Origin of the sequence: Agrobacterium sp. CNPSo 3708, from assembly GCF_028674915.1 — a bacterium.
GTDB classification, from domain to species: Bacteria; Pseudomonadota; Alphaproteobacteria; order Rhizobiales; family Rhizobiaceae; genus Agrobacterium; species Agrobacterium cavarae.
On record NZ_JAQZSF010000002.1, the window covers coordinates 733,341 to 757,401 of the forward strand.

22 protein-coding genes are annotated in these 24,061 nt (G+C 58.6%); 13 read left to right on the top strand and 9 right to left on the bottom strand.

Annotated elements, in window-relative coordinates:
• Positions 1–115 precede the first annotated feature (115 nt).
• Together PVA19_RS06330 and PVA19_RS06335 are read left to right on the top strand one after the other, a co-directional pair.
• The gene (locus PVA19_RS06330; protein ID WP_062427594.1) at positions 116–1,138 is read left to right on the top strand and encodes an adenylate/guanylate cyclase domain-containing protein; all 1,023 of its coding nucleotides are present in this window, start codon (positions 116–118) and stop codon (positions 1,136–1,138) included.
• 202 nt (positions 1,139–1,340) lie between these two features.
• Positions 1,341–2,702, top strand: coding sequence for an esterase-like activity of phytase family protein (locus PVA19_RS06335; RefSeq protein WP_274101616.1), 1,362 nt, complete (start codon positions 1,341–1,343; stop codon positions 2,700–2,702).
• A gap of 95 nt (positions 2,703–2,797) precedes the next feature.
• Here PVA19_RS06335 and ppx read toward each other — a convergent pair whose 3' ends face one another.
• The 4 genes from ppx to PVA19_RS06355 all read right to left on the bottom strand — a co-directional run bounded on the left by ppx (position 2,798) and on the right by PVA19_RS06355 (position 8,454).
• A complete protein-coding gene (gene ppx / locus PVA19_RS06340) occupies positions 2,798–4,321 on the bottom strand; it encodes an exopolyphosphatase (protein ID WP_274101617.1) in 1,524 nt (507 codons plus the stop codon).
• Entirely contained in the window at positions 4,318–6,522 is a 2,205-nt protein-coding gene (locus tag PVA19_RS06345; protein WP_062445358.1) for an RNA degradosome polyphosphate kinase, read from the bottom strand. The genes ppx and PVA19_RS06345 overlap by 4 nt, the downstream gene beginning before the upstream one ends.
• A gap of 64 nt (positions 6,523–6,586) precedes the next feature.
• The gene (gene hdaA, locus PVA19_RS06350; RefSeq protein ID WP_274101618.1) at positions 6,587–7,300 is read right to left on the bottom strand and encodes a DnaA regulatory inactivator HdaA; all 714 of its coding nucleotides are present in this window, start codon (positions 7,298–7,300) and stop codon (positions 6,587–6,589) included.
• Positions 7,300–8,454 carry an AI-2E family transporter gene (locus PVA19_RS06355; protein WP_062445362.1) on the bottom strand — a complete coding sequence of 385 codons (1,155 nt, stop codon included), beginning with the start codon at positions 8,452–8,454 and terminating at the stop codon, positions 7,300–7,302. The genes hdaA and PVA19_RS06355 overlap by 1 nt, the downstream gene beginning before the upstream one ends.
• Before the next feature lie 234 nt (positions 8,455–8,688).
• Between PVA19_RS06355 and purM the strand changes: the two genes are divergently transcribed.
• Together purM and purN are read left to right on the top strand one after the other, a co-directional pair.
• Complete coding sequence (gene purM / locus PVA19_RS06360) at positions 8,689–9,762, top strand: phosphoribosylformylglycinamidine cyclo-ligase (RefSeq protein WP_113261478.1); 1,074 nt, start codon at positions 8,689–8,691, stop codon at positions 9,760–9,762.
• Positions 9,759–10,418 (top strand): phosphoribosylglycinamide formyltransferase, encoded by a 660-nt coding sequence (gene purN, locus PVA19_RS06365; RefSeq protein ID WP_274101619.1) that lies wholly within the window; start codon positions 9,759–9,761, stop codon positions 10,416–10,418. Before purM ends, purN begins: the two co-directional genes overlap by 4 nt.
• Positions 10,419–10,487: 69 nt before the next feature.
• Here the strand turns inward: purN and PVA19_RS06370 are convergent, their stop codons facing one another.
• Positions 10,488–11,426 (bottom strand): phytanoyl-CoA dioxygenase family protein, encoded by a 939-nt coding sequence (locus PVA19_RS06370; protein WP_274101620.1) that lies wholly within the window; start codon positions 11,424–11,426, stop codon positions 10,488–10,490.
• 131 nt (positions 11,427–11,557) lie between these two features.
• On the opposite strand from PVA19_RS06370, the gene PVA19_RS06375 reads away from it, so the two are divergent.
• Complete coding sequence (locus tag PVA19_RS06375; RefSeq protein ID WP_274101622.1) at positions 11,558–12,409, top strand: AraC family transcriptional regulator; 852 nt, start codon at positions 11,558–11,560, stop codon at positions 12,407–12,409.
• Between the two features lie 48 nt (positions 12,410–12,457).
• Here PVA19_RS06375 and PVA19_RS06380 read toward each other — a convergent pair whose 3' ends face one another.
• A complete protein-coding gene (locus PVA19_RS06380; RefSeq protein ID WP_274101623.1) occupies positions 12,458–13,072 on the bottom strand; it encodes an NUDIX domain-containing protein in 615 nt (204 codons plus the stop codon).
• A 13-nt stretch (positions 13,073–13,085) separates the two neighbouring features.
• Complete coding sequence (locus PVA19_RS06385; RefSeq protein ID WP_274101624.1) at positions 13,086–15,284, bottom strand: molybdopterin-containing oxidoreductase family protein; 2,199 nt, start codon at positions 15,282–15,284, stop codon at positions 13,086–13,088.
• Positions 15,285–15,301: 17 nt separating this feature from the next.
• Here PVA19_RS06385 and PVA19_RS06390 point away from each other — a divergent pair, with 17 nt between their 5' ends.
• On the top strand, positions 15,302–16,150 hold the full coding sequence (locus PVA19_RS06390) for a 23S rRNA (adenine(2030)-N(6))-methyltransferase RlmJ (RefSeq protein WP_274101625.1): 849 nt from the start codon (positions 15,302–15,304) through the stop codon (positions 16,148–16,150).
• A gap of 6 nt (positions 16,151–16,156) precedes the next feature.
• Here PVA19_RS06390 and PVA19_RS06395 read toward each other — a convergent pair whose 3' ends face one another.
• Positions 16,157–17,113 carry a lysylphosphatidylglycerol synthase domain-containing protein gene (locus PVA19_RS06395; protein WP_274101626.1) on the bottom strand — a complete coding sequence of 319 codons (957 nt, stop codon included), beginning with the start codon at positions 17,111–17,113 and terminating at the stop codon, positions 16,157–16,159.
• A 204-nt stretch (positions 17,114–17,317) separates the two neighbouring features.
• Between PVA19_RS06395 and PVA19_RS06400 the strand changes: the two genes are divergently transcribed.
• Positions 17,318–18,046: a ribonuclease T2 family protein gene (locus tag PVA19_RS06400; protein WP_274101627.1), complete on the top strand. Its 729-nt coding sequence runs from the start codon at positions 17,318–17,320 to the stop codon at positions 18,044–18,046.
• 17 nt (positions 18,047–18,063) lie between these two features.
• Positions 18,064–18,657 (top strand): glutathione S-transferase family protein, encoded by a 594-nt coding sequence (locus tag PVA19_RS06405; RefSeq protein WP_113261472.1) that lies wholly within the window; start codon positions 18,064–18,066, stop codon positions 18,655–18,657.
• Between the two features lie 74 nt (positions 18,658–18,731).
• On the opposite strand, the gene PVA19_RS06410 is transcribed toward PVA19_RS06405, so the two are convergent.
• The gene (locus tag PVA19_RS06410; RefSeq protein WP_062445385.1) at positions 18,732–19,382 is read right to left on the bottom strand and encodes an outer membrane protein; all 651 of its coding nucleotides are present in this window, start codon (positions 19,380–19,382) and stop codon (positions 18,732–18,734) included.
• 369 nt (positions 19,383–19,751) lie between these two features.
• Between PVA19_RS06410 and PVA19_RS06415 the strand changes: the two genes are divergently transcribed.
• The 5 genes from PVA19_RS06415 (at position 19,752) to PVA19_RS06435 (ending at position 23,967) form a co-directional block, all read left to right on the top strand.
• Complete coding sequence (locus PVA19_RS06415; RefSeq protein WP_113179971.1) at positions 19,752–20,519, top strand: SDR family oxidoreductase; 768 nt, start codon at positions 19,752–19,754, stop codon at positions 20,517–20,519.
• On the top strand, positions 20,516–22,558 hold the full coding sequence (gene uvrC, locus PVA19_RS06420; protein ID WP_162740990.1) for an excinuclease ABC subunit UvrC: 2,043 nt from the start codon (positions 20,516–20,518) through the stop codon (positions 22,556–22,558). Before PVA19_RS06415 ends, uvrC begins: the two co-directional genes overlap by 4 nt.
• Positions 22,559–22,660: 102 nt before the next feature.
• On the top strand, positions 22,661–23,248 hold the full coding sequence (gene pgsA, locus PVA19_RS06425; protein ID WP_062427575.1) for a CDP-diacylglycerol--glycerol-3-phosphate 3-phosphatidyltransferase: 588 nt from the start codon (positions 22,661–22,663) through the stop codon (positions 23,246–23,248).
• Positions 23,248–23,502, top strand: a complete 255-nt coding sequence (gene moaD / locus PVA19_RS06430) for a molybdopterin converting factor subunit 1 (protein WP_062427574.1) — start codon at positions 23,248–23,250, stop codon at positions 23,500–23,502. The genes pgsA and moaD overlap by 1 nt, the downstream gene beginning before the upstream one ends.
• Positions 23,503–23,505: 3 nt before the next feature.
• Entirely contained in the window at positions 23,506–23,967 is a 462-nt protein-coding gene (locus tag PVA19_RS06435; RefSeq protein WP_111847372.1) for a molybdenum cofactor biosynthesis protein MoaE, read from the top strand.
• Positions 23,968–24,061: the final 94 nt, after the last annotated feature.

A 24,061-nucleotide genomic window follows, 5' to 3' on the forward strand; every position in this document is an offset into this window, starting at 1 on the left:
CGCTAAAACATCCCTTTTGGCGGCACCTGATCCGCATTATCATCCCGCACGGGAGGAATCGACCTGCTCACTTGGGAGGAAGTGGCACTCCTATCCCCTCAATTAAGGGCAGACGATGAGAAAAATTCTGGCGATGCTGGACTATGTCGTGCTGTTTCTGGCGGTTGCCGGAAGCGGCGTGGTCTATGCATTCCTCGAATATGGCGGCGGTGCATTCATCGGGGCAACCTACGCCCTGTTTGCTTGTGCGCCGATCCTTGCGTTCGAGCGTGGCCATATCCTGCCCGGCCTGTCCAAGAAGATCAGCATGCTGCCAACGCCCGCCTATATCGCGGTCGGCATGGTCGTTTATGTCATTCTCGTCTTTTGCGGCTTCGGTCTCGGCGGTACCATCCTGTGGGCAACCGGCGTTCTTCCCACGAGCTGGGCGCGCGCGGTGCATGCGGAACTGCAGACCATGGTGTTTACGCTCGGCGTGTGCGCCATCATCGTCTTCATCATGCGCGTGCGTGAGCTTTTGGGACGCGATATTTTCATCGATCTCATCCTCGGTCGCTATCGCAGGCCGGTCAGCGAAGAGCGCGTGTTCCTCTTCATCGATCTCGTCGGCTCCACATCCTTTGCCGAAACCCATGGCGATCTCAAAGCCCAGGAATTTCTGGGCGCGCTCTTTTCCGCCTATGCCGCTCCGGTCAGAAAGCATGGCGGCATCATCGACGACTATATTGGCGATGCTGCCATCATCACCTGGCCCTATCATCTTGCAATCCGGCGTGCCGCCTGCATCAACTGCGTCTTCGACATTCTTTCGGAAATCGAAAGCAGCCGTGCCACCTGGATCGCCAGTTTCGGTACTGTCCCGAAGCTCCGCTTTGCCATTCACGGCGGGCCGGTGATCACGGCAGAAATCGGCGTCGATCATCACAAGATCACCTATTTCGGCGATACGGTGAACACGACGGCACGGCTGGAATCGCTGAGCAAGATGCTCGGCCATCCCATTCTGATCTCGTCCGACCTCGCCCATCAACTTCTGCTGCCCAAGGGCATCAGGAGCCAGTATCTCGGCGAACACGCCGTCAAGGGTCGCGGCCAGACACTCGGCGTCTGCGCGCTCAGCCGCCAGCCGGCTTTGTAAAAGGATACCGTCATCAAAGCTTCAAAGCTGTTTTGCGCGCCTGTCACAAAGCCCGCCTATCGGTCCGTTGCTCCTCTACAGCATCGGCCCGAAAATCGGAATCGATTTTCGGAAAGCACGATGCGTAGATTCAAAAAGTTAGAGCGTCCTTTGTGCGTCCTAAAGGACGCAAGGCGCTCTATGCAACAGACAGGTATGTTCCATGAAAAAAATCCTGCTTTCTTCCGCTGTTTTCCTCACGCTCGGCACCCTTCACGCGCTTGCCGCTGAGAAGGAGTTTCCGGCAAAGCTCGTCTCTCAAGCAGTTCTGCCGGCCAACACCATCATCCCCGCACCGGCCGATGCTCCAGACTTTTTGAAAAGCGCAGGTAAGTTCACCACAGCCGACCGCAAGCGTGCCGAAGGCATCGGCACCGTGCCCGGCAAGGATGGCGTCCGCCCCACCGGACTTTCCATGCCGTTTAACGGCCAGGCAATGCAGGGCTTTTCCGGCATCAAGGCCATGGAAGACGGCACCTTCTGGAGCCTGTCCGACAATGGCTTCGGCTCGAAACTGAACTCCAGCGACGCCATGTTGATGCTGCACCATTTGAAGTTCGACTGGGATGCCGGCAAGGTCAACGCGGTTGAAACGGTCTTCCTGTCCGATCCCGACAAGAAGGCTCCCTTCCCGATCGTCATGGAAGGCTCGGACAAGCGCTATCTGACCGGCGCAGACTTCGACGTGGAATCGATCCAGCCGGTCGCGGACGGCTTCTGGGTCGGTGAAGAATTCGGCCCCTACATTCTGAAGTTCAGCCGCGACGGCAAGCTGACGGATGCGATTGCGACCAAGGCCGGCGAGACCGAGGTCAAGTCTCCAGACAATCCCACGCTGACCCTTCCCGGCAATCCCACCCAGAAGCTGCCCGCCTTCAACCTGAAGCGCTCCGGTGGTTTTGAGGGCATGGCGCTCTCCAAGGATGGCACGAAGCTCTACGGCCTGCTGGAAGGCCCGCTCTACACGGCAGATGGTCAGGTCGAAAAGACGGAAGATGGTGCGACGGGCCTGCGTATCATCGAACTCGACGTTACCTCCAAAGCATGGACCGGCCGGACCTGGCTCTATCCGCTGGCCGAAGGCGGCGAGGCGATCGGCGACTTCAACATGCTGGACGATAGCACTGCGCTGGTGATCGAACGCGACAATGGCGCCGGCACGGCAGACAAGGCCTGCGCCGACCCGAAGAAGCCGGAGGCCAACTGCTTTGCAGTCCCTGCCAAGGTGAAGCGCATCTACAAGATCGAGTTCAACGATGCAAATGTCGGCAAGGCTGCCCGCAAGATCGGCTATATCGACCTGATGAAGATTGCTGATCCCGACAAGAAGGCCCGTCAGGGTTCTGAAAACGGCATCTACACGATGCCGTTCGTCACGATCGAAAATGTCGACCGCGTCGATGCCAGCCACATCATCGTCGGCAATGACAACAACCTGCCCTTCTCGGCCGGCCGTGCGCTGGACAAGGCTGACGACAACGAGTTCGTCATCCTCGATGTGAAAGATCTGCTGGACGCAAAGTGATGCAAAGGAGCGTCGCCGTCTCGGCGGCGCTCTTTCCACCGCGGCTGGATGACGATCCGTTACTCAACCCGGTGACCCAGTCGGCGGTCTCAGACTTATTCGAAAATGAAGGCCAGCCGCTTGCCCGTGAGCTTCGCCAGTTGCTGCAGACGTCCTTCGAGACGTTCGCCAGCAAAATCGCAGTACTCATGCGGCACGACGAATTCCAGGTCGAGATCGGGATTCTCCGACACTCGGAAGCGCAAGTGGTCGACGACGCCCGGCATGGAAGCCGAGAAAAGGTAGACGACGCGCAGCAGTCCGCCCAGAAGCTTGGCAAGCTCGAGCAGACGAGGCCCGGCCATGTCGGCCAGCGACTGGGTGGTGCCGTTATCGTTCAGGCCTTCGAAGCGGTAATAATTGGCAAGCGCGATGAAGGCGCGGCCTGGATGCGTGATAGAAACAAAGGATGAATGGGCAATGACGTTCAGCGCCTGGAGGCCGCGGTAATCCGGATGGGCGCGCCAGCTGATATCTGCCAGGAGACAGGCCGCCTGTCGGTACCGCCGCTCTTCTTCCGTTTCATCGATACCGAAAACTGGCACGGTTCTGCCGGTCCAATCCGCCAGCTCGCGCGCATGCTCGGGAGACCGGGCGCGCAGAACCGCCAGTTCATCGGCAGCAACCAGCAGCGGATCGGCGGCTTTGTCTGTCTCGGATAGAAGCGAATAGAGATAGCCCTCACGCACGCCTTGGGCCGAGAAAGCAATCTTTGCCGGCTTCATCACCTCAAGCACTTCGCGCATGGCAATCGCGCCAAAGGGAAGAAGCGACCGGCGGTTCTTGGAGACAGCCTGCCACGCCGGGTCCTTGCTGTCCTTGGAGGCGATGACCTCGTTCAGGAAGTTGAGTATCTCCTGCAGAGGAAGCTCATATCCCTGCATCATATGCAGCGGATAATGGGTGATCTCCATATGGAGCTTGGCGATGTTGCGCCATGTGCCGCCGACGGCATAGAAGGTCCGGCCTTCCCCTGCTGACAGCAAAGCGGCGCTCTTCTTGACCTGCTTTTTGGCAAAAGCCGTAGCCTTTTCGAGCGATCCGCCTGCCTGTTCGGAGAGCCTCAAGCCGCCGAGCGGAAGAGTGATACCCTTGCCGCAGGCATTACCCTTGATATCGATCAGTTCAAGAGAGCCGCCGCCCAAGTCGCCGGCAATGCCATCGGGGTCGTGGAAACCGCCAATGACGCCATAAGCCGAGTAAAGTGCCTCGCGCTCGCCGGAAAGAACCTCGATCTCGCAACCGAGGATCGCTTCCGCATCGCGAATGAAGTCCGGACCATTTTCGGCTTCGCGTGCTGCTGCGGTGGCGAGCACATGTACCTGGGTGGCCTGTGCCTGATCGGACAGTGCGCGGAAACGGCGCAACGTCATCAGCGCTCGCCGCACCCCTTCGTCGTCCATCCGCCCGGTCAGGGCCAGCCCTTTGCCAAGGCCGCAAAGAACCTTTTCGTTGAACAGCACCACAGGCGCGCGCGAGAGACCTTCATAGACGACAAGGCGAACCGAGTTCGAACCGATGTCGATGACGGAAACGGGGGCATGGCCGACAAGCCGCCCCTGTGCTTCTGATCGTGTCATTCAGCCTGTTTCTTGCGGGAAGAAATCAACCCGGCAATCAGTTTTGGCGCACTGGATTTCAAAGCTTCACCACGTCCGGACAGGCTGGGATTGGTCATGAAATAGTGCTGCGCGTTGAACGGTTCCTCGCCCTTGCGCACTTCGATACGCCTGGACGTTCCGTCGGGAAGTATCTCGTAGCTTTGCTGGTTGTCAATGAGATTGCCGAGCATGATCTGTGAAAGAACCTGCTCATGCACAGTCGGATTGACGAGCGGCACAAGGGTTTCGACACGGCGATCAAGGTTTCTCGGCATCATGTCGGCAGAGCCGATATAGACCAGCGCCTTGTCCGATGGCAGCCCGTGACCATTGCCGAAACAGAAGATTCGGCTGTGTTCTAGGAAGCGACCGACGATCGATTTGACGCGGATATTATCCGAAAGTCCGGGCACCTGCGGGCGAAGGCAGCAGATGCCGCGCACCACGAGATCAATTTCCACGCCTGCGGCACTGGCGCGATAAAGCGCGTCGATGATCTCCGGATCGACCAGAGAATTCATCTTCATCCAGATCGCAGCCGGCGCGCCGTTCTTGGCGTGCTCGATTTCATCATTGATGTGCTTGAGGATGCGCGGACGCAGCGTATAGGGCGAGACCGCCAGCTTCATGCCTTCTTCCGGCTCGCCATAGCCGGTGATGAAGTTGAAGATATTGGCCATGTCATGGGCAATCTTCGGATTGCAGGTGAAGAACGAAAGGTCGGTATAAATCTTCGCCGTGACGGGGTGGTAGTTGCCGGTACCAAGATGGCAGTAGGTGCGCAGCTTACCATCTTCACGGCGCACGACCATCGACATCTTCGCGTGGGTCTTGAGTTCGATGAAGCCGAACACGACCTGCACGCCAGCACGCTCAAGGTCGCGCGCCCAGCGGATGTTGGCCTCTTCATCGAAGCGGGCCTTGAGCTCGACCAGTGCCGTCACCGACTTTCCAAGCTCGGCGGCATCGATCAGCGCGCGAACGATCGGGCTGTCATTGGAGGTTCGGTAAAGCGTCTGCTTGATCGCCAGAACGTCGGGATCGCGGGCGGCCTGAATCAGGAACTGCACGACGACGTCGAAACTTTCATATGGATGGTGAACCACCATGTCCTTTTCGCGAATGGCGGCAAGGCAGTCGCCCATATGTTCGCGCACGCGCTCCGGGAAGCGGGCATTATAGGCTTCGAACTTGAGGTCTTCTCTCGGCGCCTTGGCGAGTTCCGAAATGGTGTTGAGCGCCAGAAGACCGGGCAGCACCGCCACGCGATTTTCCGGTACGTCGAGCTCGTGAACCACGAACTGGCGCAAGGAATGCGGCATTTCACTGTCGGTCTCGATGCGGATCACCGAGCCGCGACGACGGCGTTTCAGAGCGCTTTCGAAGTAGCGCACCAGATCTTCCGCCTCTTCTTCCAGCTCGATATCGCTGTCACGGATGATGCGGAAGGTGCCGAAGCCCCGAACGGTGTATCCCGGATAGAGCCTGTGGATGAAGAGACCGACCGAATCTTCCAACGTGATGTAGCGGATCGCGGTCTTGTCGTCGGGCAGGCGGATGAAACGGTCGAGCGCCGTCGGAAGACGCAGCAGCGCCGTCATCGGCTCGCGCCCATTGACGCTGTCCAGTTGCAGACCCATCGAAAAACCGAGATTGGGAATGAACGGGAAAGGATGTGCCGGATCGATGGAAAGCGGCGTCAGAACGGGAAAAATCCGTTCCTCGAACTCGTTCTCAAGCCAGGTGCGGTCTTCGTCCGAAAGCGCGCCCGGACGAACAATGTAGATATCTTCCTTGGCGAGATACTGCTGCAGAACGGCAAGCGAGGCCTGCTGCTCCATCTGGAGATTGTCGATTTCCTTGAGAATATCTTCAAGCTGCTCAGCGGGCGTCCTGCCATCCGGAGTCTTGATGGTGACGGACTGGCGTACTTGGCCTTCCAGGCCCGCAACGCGCACCATGAAGAATTCATCCAGGTTGGCGGCGGAAATGGACAGGAAGCGCAGTCGTTCCAGAAGCGGATGCGCGGGGTTCAGCGTCTCTTCCAGCACGCGGCGGTTGAACTGCAGCCAGGAGAATTCGCGGTTCACAAATCGAGTGGGGCTGTCCCAGAGATTTTCAACCTCCGCTGCCTGTGCCGATTGACCGCCTGCCAATTCTTCCTGTACCGCCGAATCCATCAAGTCGCCCACCCTTTGTCAGTTTCCATGCCCGTATAACAGTTTGACGACGGAACTATGACAGTCAATCGTCCTGCGAAGCGGCACCCAATTCGTTCAGCACCTCGGCCGCGAGCGCCCGACTGATGCGCGTTCCACGCGAAAGTGCCAAGCGATCCAGCCGCTCCACGATGATCTGCGCTGTGTCCAGCGAACGCTCCATTCTGGCCACGATATAGCTGACAAGTTTGTCATCCATGTAAAGCTGCCGATCGGCGAAGAGCTTCATCAGCACCTGCGCCAGAAGGTCCTCGTCCGGCTCGCCGATCTCCACCACCGTCGCCGCTTTCAAGCGCGAACGCAGATCCGCAAGCGTGACAGGCCACGCCGCCGGCCATTGCCTGGTCGTGATCAAAAGCGAAGTCCCGTTTTCACGCACGCTGTTGATGACGTGGAAAAGCTCGGTGTCGTCGAATCCAACGCGATCGGCATCTTCGAAAAGAACCGACCCTTGCTCGGCAGCGCGCGCGGCATCAGATCCCTTTTCAGGTTTGATCTCGACGGCACCGCTGGTGTTCCTCCAGATCGCAGCGAGATGCGACTTGCCTGATCCTGGCGGACCGGCCAGAATGACGACCGGAGACGGCCATTTCGGCCATTCGTCGACGATGCTGACCGCCGCATCCAGCGGAGCGGCCACCAGCAAATCGTCACGGCCCGTCGCGCTGCTATGAGAAAAGGCAAGCGGCAACTGTTCGGCCTTTGGCCGGAACGGACCGGGCTTATCATTCTCGTTCATCAATCAGCTCTGGAGTCGATCTGCGCATCGATCTTCTGCGATGGCACGATGTCGGGTTGCCACGGCAGATTGGCGGCGCGACCATGATAGAGATCGCTTTCGAGATATCGCGACAACGCGAAGCGAACCAGGACACCAACCGCGGCCGCGGCCGGCACAGCAACCAACAGGCCGACAAAACCGAATAGCGCACCGAATGCAAACAGCGCGAACATCAGCCAGACCGGGTGCAGGCCGACGCTGCTGCCGACGAGCTTCGGCTGAAGGATATTGCCCTCGATGAACTGACCGGAGAAGAACACCGCCAGCGTCAGGATCACGTAGATATAGTCCGGCCAGAACTGGACGAGCGCAATCCCGATGGCAAGGACCAGACCTACCATCGAGCCGATATAGGGGATGAAGCTGATGGCGCCAGCGAACATGCCGATCAGAAGGCCGAAGTTGAGGCCGACGAGCGACAGGCCGACTGCGTAATAGACGCCGAGAATGATGCAAAGCGAGCCCTGGCCGCGGATGAAGCCAGCAATGGTGGCATCCATGTCACGCGCGATCTGGCGAACGGTCGCGACGTGATCGCGCGGCACCCAGCTGTCGACCTTGTCGATCATGCGATCCCAGTCCAGGAGCAGATAGAAGGCGACAACCGGGGTGACGACAAGAAGCGAAATCACATCGATCAGCGACTTGCCGGAATTCCATATCTGCGTCAGCAAGGTGCCGATAAAGCCTGCCCCTTCGGCGAGAAGCTTGGAGAAGTTCTCCTTCACCGTGTCGATCTGGGCGCTGACCCAGGCGGGCAACAGGTTGGTATCCGCTCCGGCAATCAGATTCTGCAGCGACGAGATGTAGGAAGGAATGCGGGTGATGAAGTCCGACGCCTGCGCCGCGATCAACGGAATGATGATGATCAACGATAGCGCGAACAGGAGCACGAAGGAAATCAGGATGAAGATGCTCGCCATCATGCGGCTCAAACCCCGGCGCTCCAGCCAGTCGGCCACAGGATCGAGGAAATAGGCAAGCGCCATGCCTGCAACGAAGGGCAGCAGAATCGAGCTGAACACCATCAGGAAGACGACGAACACGACAAGCGCGCCCAGCCAGAAGAATATCTGGCGTCTTAGATTGATGCCTCTGATGTGTGGCTGCATCTCATTTCCCTTCGCGGCACGTGACGCCTCATAACGCACTGCAACGAGATAGGATGCGCCGCTAGGAGAGGTCAAGGGTTGCGGCAGGTGGTCAGACACCTCAACAGCGCATTGCTCAATGCTCTGCCGCGGGTAAAATGGTACGAAAATCGGGGGCTGCAGCGCTCTTACCCTTGCATCAGCACCCATCTCATGCGAATGGCGAGCCCAAGAAAACCAGCGGAGACGAGAGCCATGAGCCAGTCGGGCAAGAACGGTCTTACCTACAGCGATGCAGGCGTGGATATCGATGCCGGAAACCTGATGGTCGAGAAGATCAAGCCGGCCGTGCGCTCCACTCGCCGGCCCGGTGCGGATGGCGAAATCGGCGGCTTTGGCGGCCTGTTCGACCTGAAAGCCGCAGGCTTCACCGATCCGGTTCTGGTTGCCGCCAATGATGGCGTCGGCACCAAGCTGAAGATCGCGATCGACGCGAACTTCCACGACACCGTCGGTATCGACCTTGTTGCCATGTGCGTCAACGATCTGGTCGTCCAAGGCGCAGAACCTCTCTTCTTCCTCGACTATTTTGCCACGGGAAAGCTCGATCCGGATCAGGGTGCAGCCATCGTCAACGGCATTGCCGCGGGTTGCCTGGAATCCGGTTGCGCGCTGATCGGCGGCGAAACGGCTGAAATGCCGGGCATGTATTCCGATGGCGACTATGATCTCGCGGGCTTTGCCGTTGGCGCTGCCGAACGTGGCCAGCTTCTGCCGGCAGGCGACATTGCCGATGGCGACGTGATCCTCGGTCTTTCTTCGTCGGGCGTTCACTCCAACGGCTTCTCGCTGGTGCGCAAGATCGTGTCGCTCTCCGGCCTCGGCTGGGATGCGCCAGCACCCTTCGCAGACGGCAAGAAGCTCGGCGAAGCGCTGCTGACGCCAACCCGCATCTATGTGAAGCCGCTTTTGAAGGCGATCCGCGAGACGGGTGCTTTGAAAGCGCTGGCCCACATCACCGGCGGCGGTTTTCCCGAGAATATTCCACGTGTGCTGCCGAAGCATCTGGCTGCAGAAATCGATCTCGAATCCATCGAGGTGCCTGCGGTATTCTCCTGGCTTGCAAAGACCGGCGGCGTTGCGGCAAACGAGATGCTCCGCACCTTCAACTGCGGCGTCGGCATGATCGTCGTCGTCTCCGCAGAGAATGCCAAGGTCGTCACAGACGCCTTGACGGCGCAAGGCGAGACCGTGTTCCCACTGGGGCGCATGGTTGCCCGTGAAGAGGGCGCGCATGGCACGATCTACAAGGGCACGCTCGCACTATGAGCCACAGCGCTCCCCGCAAGCGCGTCGTCGTCTTCATCTCAGGTGGCGGCTCGAACATGGTGGCGCTGGCGCAAGCCTGCCGTGAGCCGGATTTTCCCGCAGAGGTCGCTTGCGTCATCTCCGACAAGCCGACGGCCGGCGGGCTTGACAAGGCGCAAGGCTTTGGCATTCCGACGCTGGTCTTCGAGCGCAAGAATTATGCAAGCAAGGGTGAGCATGAAGCCGCGATCCTCGCAGCCCTTGGAGAACTCGCGCCCGATATCATCTGCCTTGCGGGCTATATGCGCCTGATCTCTGGCGAGTTCATCGCGCCTTACGAGGGCAGGATCATCAACATCCACCCCTCGCTTCTGCCGCTCTTCCCCGGCCTCCACACCCACCAGCGCGCCATCGACAGCGGCATGAAGATCACCGGCTGCACCGTGCATTTCGTCACCGAAGGCATGGATGAAGGCCCGATCATCGGCCAGGCCGCCGTGCCTGTTGTCGCTGGCGACACGGCCGACAGCCTCGCCGCCCGCGTTCTGACCGTCGAGCACAAGCTCTATCCGCTTGCCCTCCGTTTGCTGGCGGAAGGCAAGGTTCGGATGGACGGCGGGAAGGTCGTCCGGGACTCGGACGTCAGTTCCGAACTCCAATCGCTTGTTTCGATCTGATCCAATACGCCAGTCTACAATCCTGATGATCGGGTCGCCATCCCGTATGACGACGACGCTGCATCATCATCACCAGCGTTTCAGCCCAAGAAGCTTCTCGCCAAGGGGATTGAGTTCTGCCGTCTCCGCATTGTGCTTTTCCCACTCGCGCGGATCGCCGGGAAAAGCATCGCGGCGCGGATGATCGCGTTCTTTCCATAGCCGAATGCGCTCCTGGCGCTCAGCCTCGTTATCGAACTCGGCGGGGTGCATCGAGATGTATTGCGCCATGCGCACGCGATGATCGGAGTGGTTCGGTCTGACGCCATGCGCCAGCAGCGAGTTGAAGATCATCAAGTCACCCGGCTCCATATCGATATTGACGATGGAAAGACCGGCCATGTCCGGATGCATCGGATCACGATCGTCGGGCTGCGTTTTCACCCATTCGTCAAAGTGCTCGAAAAGATACGGCACGCATTGGAAGCCGCCGACGTCGCCATCTTGCTTCTGCAGGCTCAACACACCCTGCACGCCGATTGGCAATGGCCGAATGGAGGTATCGACATCCCAATGGATGAAGCCGTTCGGATTGCCCTTCACCTTCTTCGGCGGATTAAGATTGGCGCGATCGATAGTGACCCAAAGGTCCTCCCGATCCCAGATATCGACGAAGATATCGTAGACACGCTGCTCCATCCGATTGTCCCAGAGGTATTGGTGATTATAGATTTCAAGCATGCCTGTGTTGTTGAGCTCCTTCATCTTGTGTTCGCGTCGCTGCGGCGCGTACCAAGTGGACGGGTCCTTCGGGTCTTTCTCGTCAAAGCGCCAAAGGAGTTCCACAAGCCGCTCTACATTGGCCGCAGGCACCGCCTGACGGACAATGATGTAGCCCTTCGTGATCCAGTGCTCCCAATCGGCCTTGGACAGAACCCGCAGCGGCAATGTCTTGCTGATCTCCTTGAGCTGCGTCGTGGCATTCGTCGTCGGGTGGCTGTCCCGTTTCATGGCGGCGGTGGATTGCATGTTCGTCTCCCATCGAAATCTCCCTGAACACCAAGGCGATGTGAAAAGAGTAATCGACGCGACGCCTTCATGTTGTCGAAGGCTGGCAATTTCTGATACTATTCTGGCATCCATAATTCTCGGGATGCGCGATGCGATCTTATCTCGAACATCTTATCGTGTCCCCTGGGTCTTCTTGGAGCCGGCTGAACAGGCGCCTTGAGGATGAAATTCCATTCGAATGGCATCACCATCCCGAATTTGAACTGACACTGACGCTCAACTCCCGCGGCCAGCGCTTCGTCGGCGACCATGTGGGTCGCTATGACGATGGCGATCTGGTTCTCATTGGGCCGAACCTGCCGCACACCTGGGCATCGAGAGAAAAGGTGCGTGAAGGCGAACCGCATACCGCGCTCGTCTTCTGGTTCAGTCGCGAATGGATCGAACAACTGACGACCGAAACCGCGGAATTGCGTCCTATCCACCGCCTGATCGACCGCGCCGCCAGTGGTCTTGCTTTCGACCGATCCATTGGATTATCGCTCGCGGCGGATTTCGAAGCGATCTTTTCCAGAACGCCAGCCCAGAGCCTGTTCAGCCTGCTCGACCTTCTGCTGCGCATAGCCGAATTAGAGGCGCAACCACTGTCAGCAACCGCGCCAGCCCAGGCGGAGGCCGGTCGCGAGCGGATCGACCGGGTGTTGCAACACCTGCACCAATCCTATCAGGAGCCGCTGCGGATGGAAGACCTTGCCGAGATCGCCGCACTCAGCGTTTCCGGCCTGCACCGACTGTTCCGCAAACACACGCAGTCCAACGTCTCGGATTATCTGATCGGCTTACGGATCGGCGAAGCCTGCTCGCGCCTGTCGGCGACCCGGCAGCCTATCCAACACATCGCAGCCGAAGTTGGCTACGCCTCGCTTGCAAACTTCAACCGGCAATTCCGGCGGCTGCGTGGGATGTCACCACGCGCCTACCGCGCTTCGTTTCAACGGTAACGCAGACGGGCCCGCAAGGCGCAGAGCCTTTTCGCCACGCGCTCCCGGTTACAGGCTCGCCCGGTTGAGCATGGCCCATTGCAGCATGATGATCGTCTTGGAATCGGTGATCTCGCCGGATGCGATCATGCCATAGGCAGCCTCGAGGGGGACGGTCAGAACTTCGATGTCTTCCCCCTCGTTTTCGAGGCCGCCACCCTCTCCCGCCTTCACATCGAGATCGACACGGGCGTAGAAGAGGCTGACCTTCTCGGTCAATGTGCCGGGGCTGGCATAGGTGTCGAAGAGATAGCGCGGCGCGCTGACGGCATAGCCGGTTTCTTCCATGGATTCGCGCCGAATGGCCTCGTCCGGATGATCGCCATCGGTCAGACCAGCAGGGATTTCCAGCATGAAGCTTGGGTCGCCATTCACATAAGCGCCGGGGCGGAACTGGCGAACCAGCACGACTTCTTCCCGCTTCGGATCGAAAAGCAGGATCGCGGCAGCGACTCCGTGATCATGCACCTCGCGATGGATGCGGAACGTGCGCCCGTCACGGGCCTGCTGTTCGAAAATCATCGTCTGCAAGTGGATGAAGTTCTTCCAAACCGTCTGCTTTTCGATGAGCTTGACGCGCGACTCGTCATCGACCTGCGATACTGGACCAGCAGTGGACCGCATCATGAAACTCCCATCAGGCTTTCTTCAGCCACACCTTGTTATCGTGGAACGCCGCGCCGCCATAGGGAGCAACAGCATCGGCTCCCGTCAAGACGTTGATACCCTCACCGTCAAGATGTGCCTTGTTGGGCCAGAGCCCTTCGGCAATCAGCACGCCAGGGCGAGCGCCCTCGACGATTTTCGCATGAATGCGCACATCGCCGCGCGCATTGCCGATCTGGACCACATCCCCTTCTGCGATGTCGAGACGCACCGCATCGACGCGGGAAATCATCAGCTCTGGACGGCCTTCCTTTTGCACCGAGGTCTTGGTTTCGGCGAAGGTGGAATTCAGAAAGTTGCGAGCAGGAGACGTGGCAAGCCGGAAAGGATGCTCGGCGTCGGCCGTTTCGATCACATCCACCTGATCCGGGAATTTTGGAAACGCGTCGGCAGGCCCCATGACGCCGACATTTTTAGGCGGCTTGTTGGGCGATGGGCCGTTCTGCCAGTCCGGGCTGAAACGGAACTTGCCGTCGCCATAGCCGAAGCCCTGCAGATAATGCGCGACCTCGAACTCCGGCTGCGCATCGATCCACTTCTCCTCAGCCAGATTGTCGAAGCTGCCCCAACCGCTTGCTTGAAGAACCGTCTCGACATGCTCGCGCTCGCTCCGGCCAAAACCCGGCATGTGATCGACACCAAGGCGCTTAGCGAGCTCCTCGATAACGAAGAGGTTTGTCCGTACCGTTTCCGGTGGCTCGACCAGCTTGGGACCCAGCAGAATATGGTTCTGCCCACCGGCGCGATAGAGATCGTCATGCTCCAGAAACATGGTGGCCGGCAGAACGATATCGGCAATCTCTGCCGTCTCCGTCATGAACTGTTCATGCACGGCGACGAACAGATCCTCGCGCAGGAAGCCCTGCTTGACCAGCCGCTGCTCCGGGCAGACATTGGCCGGATTGGTGTTCTGGATCAGCATGGCCGTCACCGGTCCGCCGCCGCGCAGCGCCTCGGCATCGCCCGTCAGGATGCGGCCGACCTGCGACTGATCGAGCTGGCGGACATTCGGATCGGCATAGGCCGTTCCCATCAACTCCGCCTTGTTCAGCCGGAAGATATCGCCATTATTGTGGAAGGCACCGCCGCCCTCATATTGCCAGGAGCCGAGAACGGTGGCGATCGACAATGCCGCATGCATGGCGACCGCGCCATTGCGTTGGCGGGCAAAGCCATAGCCGAGGCGGAAGAAGCTTTTTTTCGTCGTTCCGACGAGCCTTGCGAAAGCCTCGACCTCTTCCACCGAAAGCCCGGTAATGTCGGCAGCCCACTGCGGAGTCTTGGACGCAAGATGCGCTTCGAGCCCGGCCGGATCGTCGGCAAATTTTGCCATATAGGCGCGGTCGGCATAACCATCGCGAAACGCGATGTGCATGACGGCGCAGGCAAGCGCCGCATCCGTACCCGGCCGCACGATAAGCTTCATATCCGCCTGCTTCATCGTCGGGTTGTCATAGATATCGACAACAACGATCTTTGCACCGCGTTCCTTGCGGGCCTTGACCGCATGGGTCATGACATTGACCTGGGTGGCAACCGCATTGGTCCCCCAGATGACCACGACATCGGCCTTCGCCATCTCGCGCGGGTCCGGTCCGCGCAAGGCACCTGTCCCCATCACATAGCCGGTCCAGGCCATATTGGTGCAGATGGAGCCGAAGAAGCCGGAATATTTCCTAGCATGCCGCAGCCGCTCGATACTGTCGCGCTGCACCTGCCCCATCGTTCCGGCATAAAAATAAGGCCACACGGCCTCGGCACCATGTGCCGCTTCCGCCTTGATGAAGGCGTTGGCGATCTCGTCCAGCGCATCGTCCCAGCCGATCTCCTGCCAGTCGCCAGCACCCTTCGCGCCCTTGCGGCGCTTCGGCGTCAGCAACCGGCCTGGATGATAGATCCGCTCCGAATAGCGAGCCACCTTGGCGCAGATCACGCCAGCGGTGTAGGTGTTGGCGTTCGCACCACGCACCCGGCCAATACGGCCATCGGCGTTGATATCGACCTCCAGCGCGCAGGCGCTCGGACAGTCATGCGGACAGACGGTATGGCCGACGCGGGTGGCATCGGTCACGGCTTTGGCGGAAATCGGGGTCGCAACGTTCATAGATTTTCTATATTGCATGTGCGAGATCGCCAAAAGGGCGAAGTGACGCACATCAAGATAATTCATAAAAGGCATCGCCCCCGATGAACTACCGGCACATCTACCACGCAGGCAACTTTGCCGATGTTCTCAAACACACGGTCCTGGCCCGGCTCGTCCGCTATCTGCAGAACAAGGACAAGGCGTTTCGCGTGCTGGATACGCACGCCGGCATAGGACTGTATGACCTCTCGTCCGAAGAGGCGCAGAAGACAGGCGAATGGCAGACCGGCATCGGCAAGCTTCTGGAGGCCGATCTTCCGGCAGAGGTCGCTGAACTGATGGAGCCTTATCTTTCTGCTGTTCGGGAATTGAACCCGGAGGGCGGGCTCAAATACTATCCAGGCTCCCCAAAGCTTGCCCGGATGTTGTTTCGCCCGCAGGATCGTCTTTCAGCCATGGAGCTGCACCCGGATGATTTTCGCGCGCTCTCACGCCTCTTCGAAGGCGATTATCAGGCGCGCGTCACCGAACTCGATGGCTGGCTTTCGCTTGGCGCGCATCTGCCGCCGAAGGAAAAGCGCGGCCTCGTTCTTGTCGATCCGCCGTTCGAGAAGGAAAACGAATATGAGCGCCTGGCGGATGGTCTGCACAAGGCCTATCGCCGCTTTGCCACCGGGACCTATTGTCTATGGTATCCGCTGAAGAAGAATGCGCCGATCAAGGACTTCCACGAGCGCCTGCAATCCTATGAGATTCCCAAAATGCTCTGCACCGAGCTGTCTGTCAGAAGCGACCGGCTGGAGGGCTTGAGCGGATCCGGCCTCATCATCGTCAACCCGCCCTATACGCTGAAGGACGAGTTGCACGCGATGCTGCCTGTTCTGAAGGCGATCATGGCGCAGGACCGATACGCGTCGCATCGCGCCTTCTGGCTGCGCGGGGAAGAGTAAGAACGGCTACTTCTGCTGAAGCCGCCTTTCCTCCAGTTCGGCGGCTGCGAGCTGAGATCGTTCGAAAAACAGGATGATGAACAGGCCGATGACGAAGGGGATGATCAGGTAGAACAGGCGGAAGACGAGAAGTGCAGCGATGACGTCTGCGGGGTTCATATCCGGCAGACCCATGACGAAGACGAGCTCGAGCACCCCGAGCCCGCCTGGCGCATGCGAAATCAGGGCGGCGGAAAATGAAATCAGGAAAATTCCCAGGATCACCATGAAGCCCGGATTACCCAGCTCGGGCAGTGCAAAATAGATGATACCGGCCGCGCCGATCAATTCGATCGGACCTATGACCAACTGCTGAACAACCAGTTTCGGCACCGGGTAGAACAGCGTAAAGGAGCCGATCTTGAGCGGCCTCAGCTTCATCAGACTTCCGAGAACGTAAAGCGCGACAATGGCAAGCAGCAGGATTCCTGTGGTGCGCGAGGCTTCCACCGGCAGAACATCGACAAATCGCTCAGTGATATCCGGCTCATAAACCAGGATGAAGCCGATCAGCATCAGCGTGCCGATGACGAAGGTGAATGAGCAAAGCGCAACGAGAACGCCGACTTCCGCAGCACTCAACCCCTTGGAGGTGTAGGCACGGTAACGCACCACGGCACCGGAAAACACGGACGCGCCGACATTGTGGGATAGGGCATAGGTGGTAAACGAGGTCAAAGTGATGAACCACCAGCCGACCTTGCGCTTCAGATGCCGCAGTGCGATTCGGTCGTATCCGGCAAGTGCGGCATAGGCGACCAGCGTGCAGAGCCCCGACATCATCCAGTGATGCATGCTGATGGCGCTGAGGCTGTCCCAGACGTCATCGAGCGAGAGATGGCGCAATTCCTTATAGAGCAGCCACACCGAAAAGCAGATCGTCGCAATCCCGATGACGGGCCAGAGATACTTTTTCATTTTCATGCGGACATGCCCAGGCTCGATCCTCCCTCCGGCAAGGCGTCATGCCGGATTCGACAAGCTTATTCGTTATACTAACTCCGGTTCAACACGAAGGATGCCGGAGAGATGATTTTTCGGTGGTCTGTTTGCCATAGGCAGAAGATGGTATAAAACCCGAAGCCTGTTCAACAAATCGTCATCCTTGCCAGAAAGACAGCGCCCTCGATGAAACAGTATTTCGGTTTTATCGCACTCGGCGCACTGTCATTGGCAGCGGCTGGCTGGGTGTTCCTGGGCCAACCCAAGCCGGCGTCCGGTCCTACGGCGCCGCGAACCGGAACCCCCTCAGCGCCAAGCGCACAAGACACTGCTAAAACCTCGGAAACAGGCTTCGATTTCTACGTCCTGTCGCTCTCCTGGTCTCCAGCATTCTGTGCCAGCGACGCCGGACGCAACAGCCGGCAGCAATGCGGCGCGGATCGAAAGTTCGGTTTCGTGGTTCATGGTCTCTGGCCTCAGAATGACCAAGGCTATCCGGAATTCTGCGGCGCGGACAAAAACGAGCGCGTGCCTGACAACCTTGGACGAAGCATGTTCGACATCATGCCCTCCATGGGGCTGATCGGCCACCAGTGGCGCAAGCATGGCAGTTGCAGTGGCCTGACCCAGAAACAATATTTCGACAAAACACGTGATGCCTATGACCGCATCAAGATACCTGCCGACCTCTCAATCGGCAATCAGAGCAAAAGGCTTTCTGCCGACGCTATCGAAGCCGCCTTTGTGAACGCCAATCCCGGCATGACGAAGAATGGCATCGCTATCAGTTGCGAAGGTCCGCGACTGGAGGAGGTGCGGATCTGCCTGTCCAAGACCTTGTCCTTCCTCGATTGCCCTGAGGTCGATGGCCAGGGTTGCCGATCGAATGCCGCAGAGATCATTCCCATCCAATAGTGAAACAGGAAAAACCAATGGAACTGCTTTATGCTCCTGCCTCCCCCTATTCCGCCAAGGTGCGCATGGCAGCGCGTTATCTGGATATCGGCATCACCGATGTCCGCGTCGACACCAATGCCGAACCCGCCACGCTGATCGACAACAATCCGCTGGGCAAGATCCCCGTGCTGCTGCATGAGGGTGGCTCGGTCTATGACAGCGTCGCGATCATGCATTATCTCGATCGCGTGTCTGGCGGAAAGCTCTACCCGAAAAAGCATGCCAAGCGCACCGAGGCCGAAATCCTCGAAGCACTTTGCGACGGTGTGACGGATTGCCTGCTGGCGATCGTTTACGAAAAGCGCTTCCGCCCGGAGGAGAAGGTTCACCAGGAGTGGATCGACAAGCAATGGCGCAAGGTGGTGAAGGCGCTTGATTTCCTGAACGACAACCTGCCGAAGACCGGCAAGAAGCTGAATGGGGGCCACTTCGCTCTTGCTGCGATGATCGGCTATCTCGATTTGCGCTTCAGCGGACAATGGGCGGAGGGCCGCAAGCGGCTCGCGGACTGGCCGGAGAAATTCGGCAAGAAGTTCAAGCAGTACACGGAGCTGAAATCGGCAGCCTGATCGCCGAATTTTACTTTATGTAGAAACAGAAAAGCCGGGGAGAACCCCGGCTTTTCCGCATAATGTCTGGCAGATTAGAACTTGACGCCGATACCAGCCTTGACGCTGTGATCGTCGAAGCCGCGCGAGACGTTGCCACCGTTGATGGCGAAGTCCTTGTCCTGGTAATCGGTGTAACGATACTCAAGACGTGCCGTGATGTTGTCGGTGACGAGAGCTTCGACACCGGCACCAACCGTGTAGCCGAGAGCTGTCTTGTCGTCCTTGCTGCCGGTTGCGGTGTCACGAATTTCGTTGTTCGAAACTGCAAGACCACCCGTACCGTAGATCAGGAAGGGGTTCATGTCGTAACCGACGCGAGCGCGCAGCGAGCCGTTCAGCTTCTGCTTGCCTTCCAGCGTGCCGCCAGCGGAGCCCTTCTCATCGCCGTAAGCGAGGTCGGCTTCACCACCGTAAACGATCTGGCCGTTCTGCCAGTTGTAACCACCATAGAGGCCACCGCCGAAACCGTCAGCGTCGCGACCGTTGTTGCTGCCGCTGAAACGACCCCAGTCGTAGTTCACGGTACCACCGAGATATGCGCCAGACCAATCCTTGATCGGTGCGGGCTGCTCAACTGCGACCGGCGCCTGCGGAACTTCATTTACCGCATCGGCTGCCTGTGCTGCCGAGAAAGCTGCCGCGGCCATGGTAGAAGCCAAAAGTGTTGCAACGATAGTACGCATGCCATTCTCCTTTTCAAACCCGCGGGGGCACTCAAACACTCGGTCCCAACGCGGTACAAAACAGTTAGTTCCCTGCCCGTCTGGAAATGCAAAATGATGGGGGAATGAGGAAATCACAGAGCCAAAATGTGAATTGATTGAGGCACAGCCGTGACGGAAATTGGACGTTGCCAAAAGGACACAGAAATCTATTAAGGATAATGGATCGTTAATTTAAGCAAAGCGCGTTTTTACTTGTGTTTACATCAAATTAAGCTGGCAAAACTTGTGCCTGATAAGTCTGTATAACGCCATTCGGATGTGGGCAAACCTCACGGTTTCGATTTATATCTACAGGTAAATGTGGAATAAGCAGAGCACGGGTCCGCTTTGACAGAGACTATACCGAAGACCGTCTTGATTACGGGCGCAGCGCGCCGCATCGGCAAAGCCATCGCCGATTATCTTGCTTGCGAAGGGTTTGCCGTGGCAATCCACGCACGCTCTTCTTTGGCCGAAGCCGAAGAGTTCGCTAACGATTTACGGCAAAAAGGTGGCAAGGCGGTCGTCTTACAGGCCGACCTCATGGATTGCGCCTCCACCGCCGAATTGATGGAAGAGGCGACAAAAGCCCTTGGACCCGTGGGTGTTCTCGTCAATAACGCCTCTGTTTTTCATAAGGACGAGGCCGAAACCTTCGACGCTGAGACCTTCGACGCGCATTTTGCCGTGCATGTGCGCGCGCCGTCCATCCTCTCAGCCGCATTTGCAAAACAACTGCCGCAGGAGCATTCCGGTCTGATCGTCAACATCATCGACCAACGCGTGTTGGCGCTCAATCCGCGCTTCTATTCTTATACGCTGTCGAAGGCAGCGCTTTGGGCCGCAACGCAGACGCTTGCGCAAAGTTTTGCGCCACGCATCCGGGTCAATGCCATCGGCCCTGGTCCGACGTTTAAAAACGAGAGACAGAGCCCCGAGGACTTTCAGGCGCAGGTCGACGCCCTTATATTGAAGAGAGGTCCGAAGCCCGATGAGTTCGGGCGGACGATTCGCTTTCTTTACGATACCCCCTCGATGACCGGCCAGATGATCGCACTCGACGGGGGCCAGCATCTTGGCTGGGAAACCCCGGACGTGGCGGAGATTAATGAATGAACGGAAAGAAGCTGCCGGATGGCGGTGTTCTCTTCGATGAAACCGACGACGATGAAGACGATGTTGCACTCTCCACCACCGATGTGGCCGTGGAGCGGGACAGTGCCGGCATCGACTGGAACGCCGGCTGGAAGAACGAGTCCGGCCTGAAGGGCATGGATCTGATTGGCGAATTCGTCAAACACCTGCCCAACAATCCCGGCGTCTATCGCATGTTCAACGAGGCTGGCGACGTTCTTTATGTCGGCAAGGCGCGCTCGCTGAAGAAGCGTGTCAGCAACTATGCTCAGGGACGTGTGCATTCCAACCGCATCGGCCAGATGGTGCGGCTGACGACTCATATGGAGTTCGTTACCACCCGCACCGAAACGGAAGCGCTGCTGCTGGAAGCCAATCTCATCAAGCGCTTCCGCCCACGCTTCAACGTGCTGCTGCGCGATGACAAGTCGTTTCCTTATATTCTGATCACGGCGGACAATCGAGCGCCAGCGATCTTCAAGCATCGCGGTGCAAGAGCGCGCAAGGGCGCCTATTTCGGTCCTTTCGCCTCTGCCGGTGCTGTGGGTCGAACCATCAACTCCCTGCAGCGCGCCTTCCTGATCCGTACCTGCACCGACAGCGTGTTCGAGAGCCGCACACGGCCTTGCCTGCTCTATCAAATCAAGCGCTGTTCAGGCCCTTGCACCCATGAGGTCAGCGACGAGGCCTATGCAGAGCTCGTGCAGGAAGCCAAGGATTTCCTCTCCGGCAAAAGCCAGAGCGTGAAATCGACAATTGCCCGGCAGATGAACGAGGCCTCGGAAGATCTCGATTTCGAGCGCGCCGCCATTTATCGCGATCGTCTCGCCGCGCTCTCGCACGTTCAGAGTCACCAGGGCATCAACCCTGCCGGGATCGATGAGGCAGACGTCTTTGCCATCCATCACGAAGGTGGCGTCTCGTGCATTCAGGTCTTCTTCTTCCGCACCGGCCAGAACTGGGGCAACCGCGCCTATTTCCCCAAGGCCGATCCGTCGCTTCCTGGCTCGGAAATTCTCAACGCCTTCCTGGCGCAGTTCTACGATGACAAGCCGGTGCCGAGGCAGATTCTCTTGTCTGAAACTGTGGACGAGCAGGAATTGCTGGCTGCAGCCTTCAGCGAAAAGGCCGGTCACAAGGTCGTCCTTTCGGTGCCGCAGCGCGGCGAAAAGAAGGACATTGTCGATCATGTGCTGGGCAATGCCCGCGAAGCCCACGGCCGCAAGCTCGCCGAAACCTCGTCTCAAGCGCGTCTGCTGAAAGGCTTCGCCGAGACCTTCGGTATGCCTTACATCCCGCGCCGCATCGAGATCTACGATAACTCCCACATCATGGGCACCAATGCGGTAGGCGGCATGGTGGTGGCAGGGCCGGATGGCTTCGTCAAAAACCAGTACCGCAAGTTCAACATCAAATCGACGGACATTACCCCCGGCGACGACTTCGGCATGATGCGCGAGGTGATGACGCGTCGCTTTTCTCGCCTGCTGAAAGAAGAAGGCAGGCCTGACCGGAGCCAGCCGGTGTCGCCGGAAGATGCGGCAGATATGCCCTTCCCGGCCTGGCCCGATGTGATCCTGATCGACGGCGGTCAAGGCCAGATGTCAGCGGTACGTGCCATTCTCGATGAACTTGGCATTCGTGACTGCGTCACCGCGATTGGCGTTGCCAAGGGTGTGGACCGAGATGCCGGTCGCGAGCGCTTCTTCACCGATACCCGCAGCGACTTTTCGCTGCCACCGCGCGATCCCGTTCTTTACTTCGTCCAGCGCCTGCGCGACGAGGCGCACCGCTTTGCCATCGGTTCTCACCGGGCGCGACGTAAGAAAGAGATGATCAAGAATCCTCTCGATGAGGTGAGCGGCATCGGACCGGGGAGAAAGCGCGCGCTTCTTCAGCATTTCGGCACGGCGAAAGCCGTGTCGCGTGCGGCGCTCAGCGATCTGATGGCTGTGGGCGGCATTTCAGAAACTGTCGCAAAACAGATATACAATCACTTCCATGAGAGCGGGCGCGAGTGACGCGGCGGCTTTTACCGCCGCCCGCTAAAAAAACACAAAGAAGTGTTGACGCTTCCACCTCGGAGCGTCATCAACGCTCTGATATCGATAGACAGGTTTTCCATGGCTTCGCGCGCATACAACATCCCGAATCTTCTGACCTATGGCCGGATCTTGGCCGTACCGGTCATCGTCCTGTGTTTCTTCGTCGAAGGAAAACTCGAAAGTTCGGATTTTGCGCGATGGACCGCGCTCTGGCTGTTCATCATCGCCTCCATTACCGATTTCCTCGATGGCTATCTGGCCCGCATCTGGAACCAGACCTCCAATATTGGCCGCATGCTCGACCCCATCGCCGATAAGCTCTTGATCGCCTCGATCCTGTTGCTTCTGGCAGCCGACGGCACGATTGCCGGCTGGTCGCTGTGGGCAGCGATCACCATCCTTTGCCGTGAAATTCTCGTCTCGGGCCTGCGAGAATATCTCGCAGCGCTCAAGGTGTCCGTGCCTGTAACGCGCATTGCCAAGTGGAAGACGACGATCCAGATGGTGGCCATCGCTTTCCTTCTGGCCGGACCGGCGGGCGACACGATCCTGCCCTACACCACCGAGATCGGCATCGGCCTTCTGTGGATCGCCGCAGCACTGACGATCTATACCGGCTATGACTACTTCAAGGCTGGCCTGCGCCACATCGTGGATGAAGAGTGATGACCCATATCGTTTACTTCGCCTGGGTGCGCGAAAAGATCGGCAAGTCGGAGGAAGATATCGACCTTCCCGCGAATGTGAAAACGGCGCGCGAACTGATCCTTTACCTGAAAGGTCTTGGCGAAGAATACGAGGCGGCCTTCGAATATCCGAATGTCATTCGCGTCGCGGTCAATCAAGAGCATATCGAGCATCACGAAAGCATCGTCGGCGCGCGGGAGATCGGCATTTTCCCGCCCATGACCGGTGGTTGACCGATGGGCGTGACCCCGACCATCCGCGTTCAGGCGGAAGACTTCGACCCTGCCGCAGAAGCCAGGCTCTTGACGCGAGATGACGCAGGGATTGGTGCTGTCGTCACCTTCACCGGTCTCTGCCGTGATGAAGGCGGCGCCCTCTCTGCACTGGAGCTCGAGCATTATCCCGGCATGGCAGAAGCGGAAATGATGCGGATCGCCAGGCTTGCCATCGAGCGCTTCGACCTTCGTGGCCTGACTGCGATCCATCGCTATGGCAAGATCGCCACCGGGGACAATATCGTCCTCGTCATCGCCGCCTCATCCCACCGCCAGGCCGCCTTCGATGGCGCCAATTTCGTCATGGACTATTTGAAGACCGCTGCCCCCTTCTGGAAGAAGGAGCACGGGACTGATGGGACTGCGGGCGGTTGGGTATCGGCTAAAGATGCCGATGAGAGCGCCAAGGAAAAGTGGCGCTGAGGCTCTCGATCGTCTCCATGTGACCACATGAACGGTCTCAGGCTTCGCCGAGGTGAGGCCTGAGGCACGGTCGCTGGTCGGCTTTGAGCTGTTC

Bases quoted from the DNA above. Each gene is read 5' to 3' on its own strand.
- pgsA (WP_062427575.1), top strand. From the start codon at position 22,661: ATGGCTTCGCGCGCATACAACATCCCGAATCTTCTGACCTATGGCCGG.
- uvrC (WP_162740990.1), top strand. From the start codon at position 20,516: ATGAACGGAAAGAAGCTGCCGGATGGCGGTGTTCTCTTCGATGAAACC.
- PVA19_RS06345 (WP_062445358.1), bottom strand. From the start codon at position 6,522: ATGGATTCGGCGGTACAGGAAGAATTGGCAGGCGGTCAATCGGCACAG.
- PVA19_RS06390 (WP_274101625.1), top strand. From the start codon at position 15,302: ATGAACTACCGGCACATCTACCACGCAGGCAACTTTGCCGATGTTCTC.
- ppx (WP_274101617.1), bottom strand. From the start codon at position 4,321: ATGACACGATCAGAAGCACAGGGGCGGCTTGTCGGCCATGCCCCCGTT.
- moaD (WP_062427574.1), top strand. From the start codon at position 23,248: ATGACCCATATCGTTTACTTCGCCTGGGTGCGCGAAAAGATCGGCAAG.
- PVA19_RS06375 (WP_274101622.1), top strand. From the start codon at position 11,558: ATGCGATCTTATCTCGAACATCTTATCGTGTCCCCTGGGTCTTCTTGG.
- purM (WP_113261478.1), top strand. From the start codon at position 8,689: ATGAGCCAGTCGGGCAAGAACGGTCTTACCTACAGCGATGCAGGCGTG.
- PVA19_RS06370 (WP_274101620.1), bottom strand. From the start codon at position 11,426: ATGCAATCCACCGCCGCCATGAAACGGGACAGCCACCCGACGACGAAT.
- PVA19_RS06395 (WP_274101626.1), bottom strand. From the start codon at position 17,113: ATGAAAATGAAAAAGTATCTCTGGCCCGTCATCGGGATTGCGACGATC.
- PVA19_RS06410 (WP_062445385.1), bottom strand. From the start codon at position 19,382: ATGCGTACTATCGTTGCAACACTTTTGGCTTCTACCATGGCCGCGGCA.
- PVA19_RS06330 (WP_062427594.1), top strand. From the start codon at position 116: ATGAGAAAAATTCTGGCGATGCTGGACTATGTCGTGCTGTTTCTGGCG.
- PVA19_RS06435 (WP_111847372.1), top strand. From the start codon at position 23,506: ATGGGCGTGACCCCGACCATCCGCGTTCAGGCGGAAGACTTCGACCCT.
- PVA19_RS06405 (WP_113261472.1), top strand. From the start codon at position 18,064: ATGGAACTGCTTTATGCTCCTGCCTCCCCCTATTCCGCCAAGGTGCGC.
- PVA19_RS06355 (WP_062445362.1), bottom strand. From the start codon at position 8,454: ATGCAGCCACACATCAGAGGCATCAATCTAAGACGCCAGATATTCTTC.
- purN (WP_274101619.1), top strand. From the start codon at position 9,759: ATGAGCCACAGCGCTCCCCGCAAGCGCGTCGTCGTCTTCATCTCAGGT.
- hdaA (WP_274101618.1), bottom strand. From the start codon at position 7,300: ATGAACGAGAATGATAAGCCCGGTCCGTTCCGGCCAAAGGCCGAACAG.
- PVA19_RS06335 (WP_274101616.1), top strand. From the start codon at position 1,341: ATGAAAAAAATCCTGCTTTCTTCCGCTGTTTTCCTCACGCTCGGCACC.
- PVA19_RS06380 (WP_274101623.1), bottom strand. From the start codon at position 13,072: ATGCGGTCCACTGCTGGTCCAGTATCGCAGGTCGATGACGAGTCGCGC.
- PVA19_RS06400 (WP_274101627.1), top strand. From the start codon at position 17,318: ATGAAACAGTATTTCGGTTTTATCGCACTCGGCGCACTGTCATTGGCA.
- PVA19_RS06385 (WP_274101624.1), bottom strand. From the start codon at position 15,284: ATGAATTATCTTGATGTGCGTCACTTCGCCCTTTTGGCGATCTCGCAC.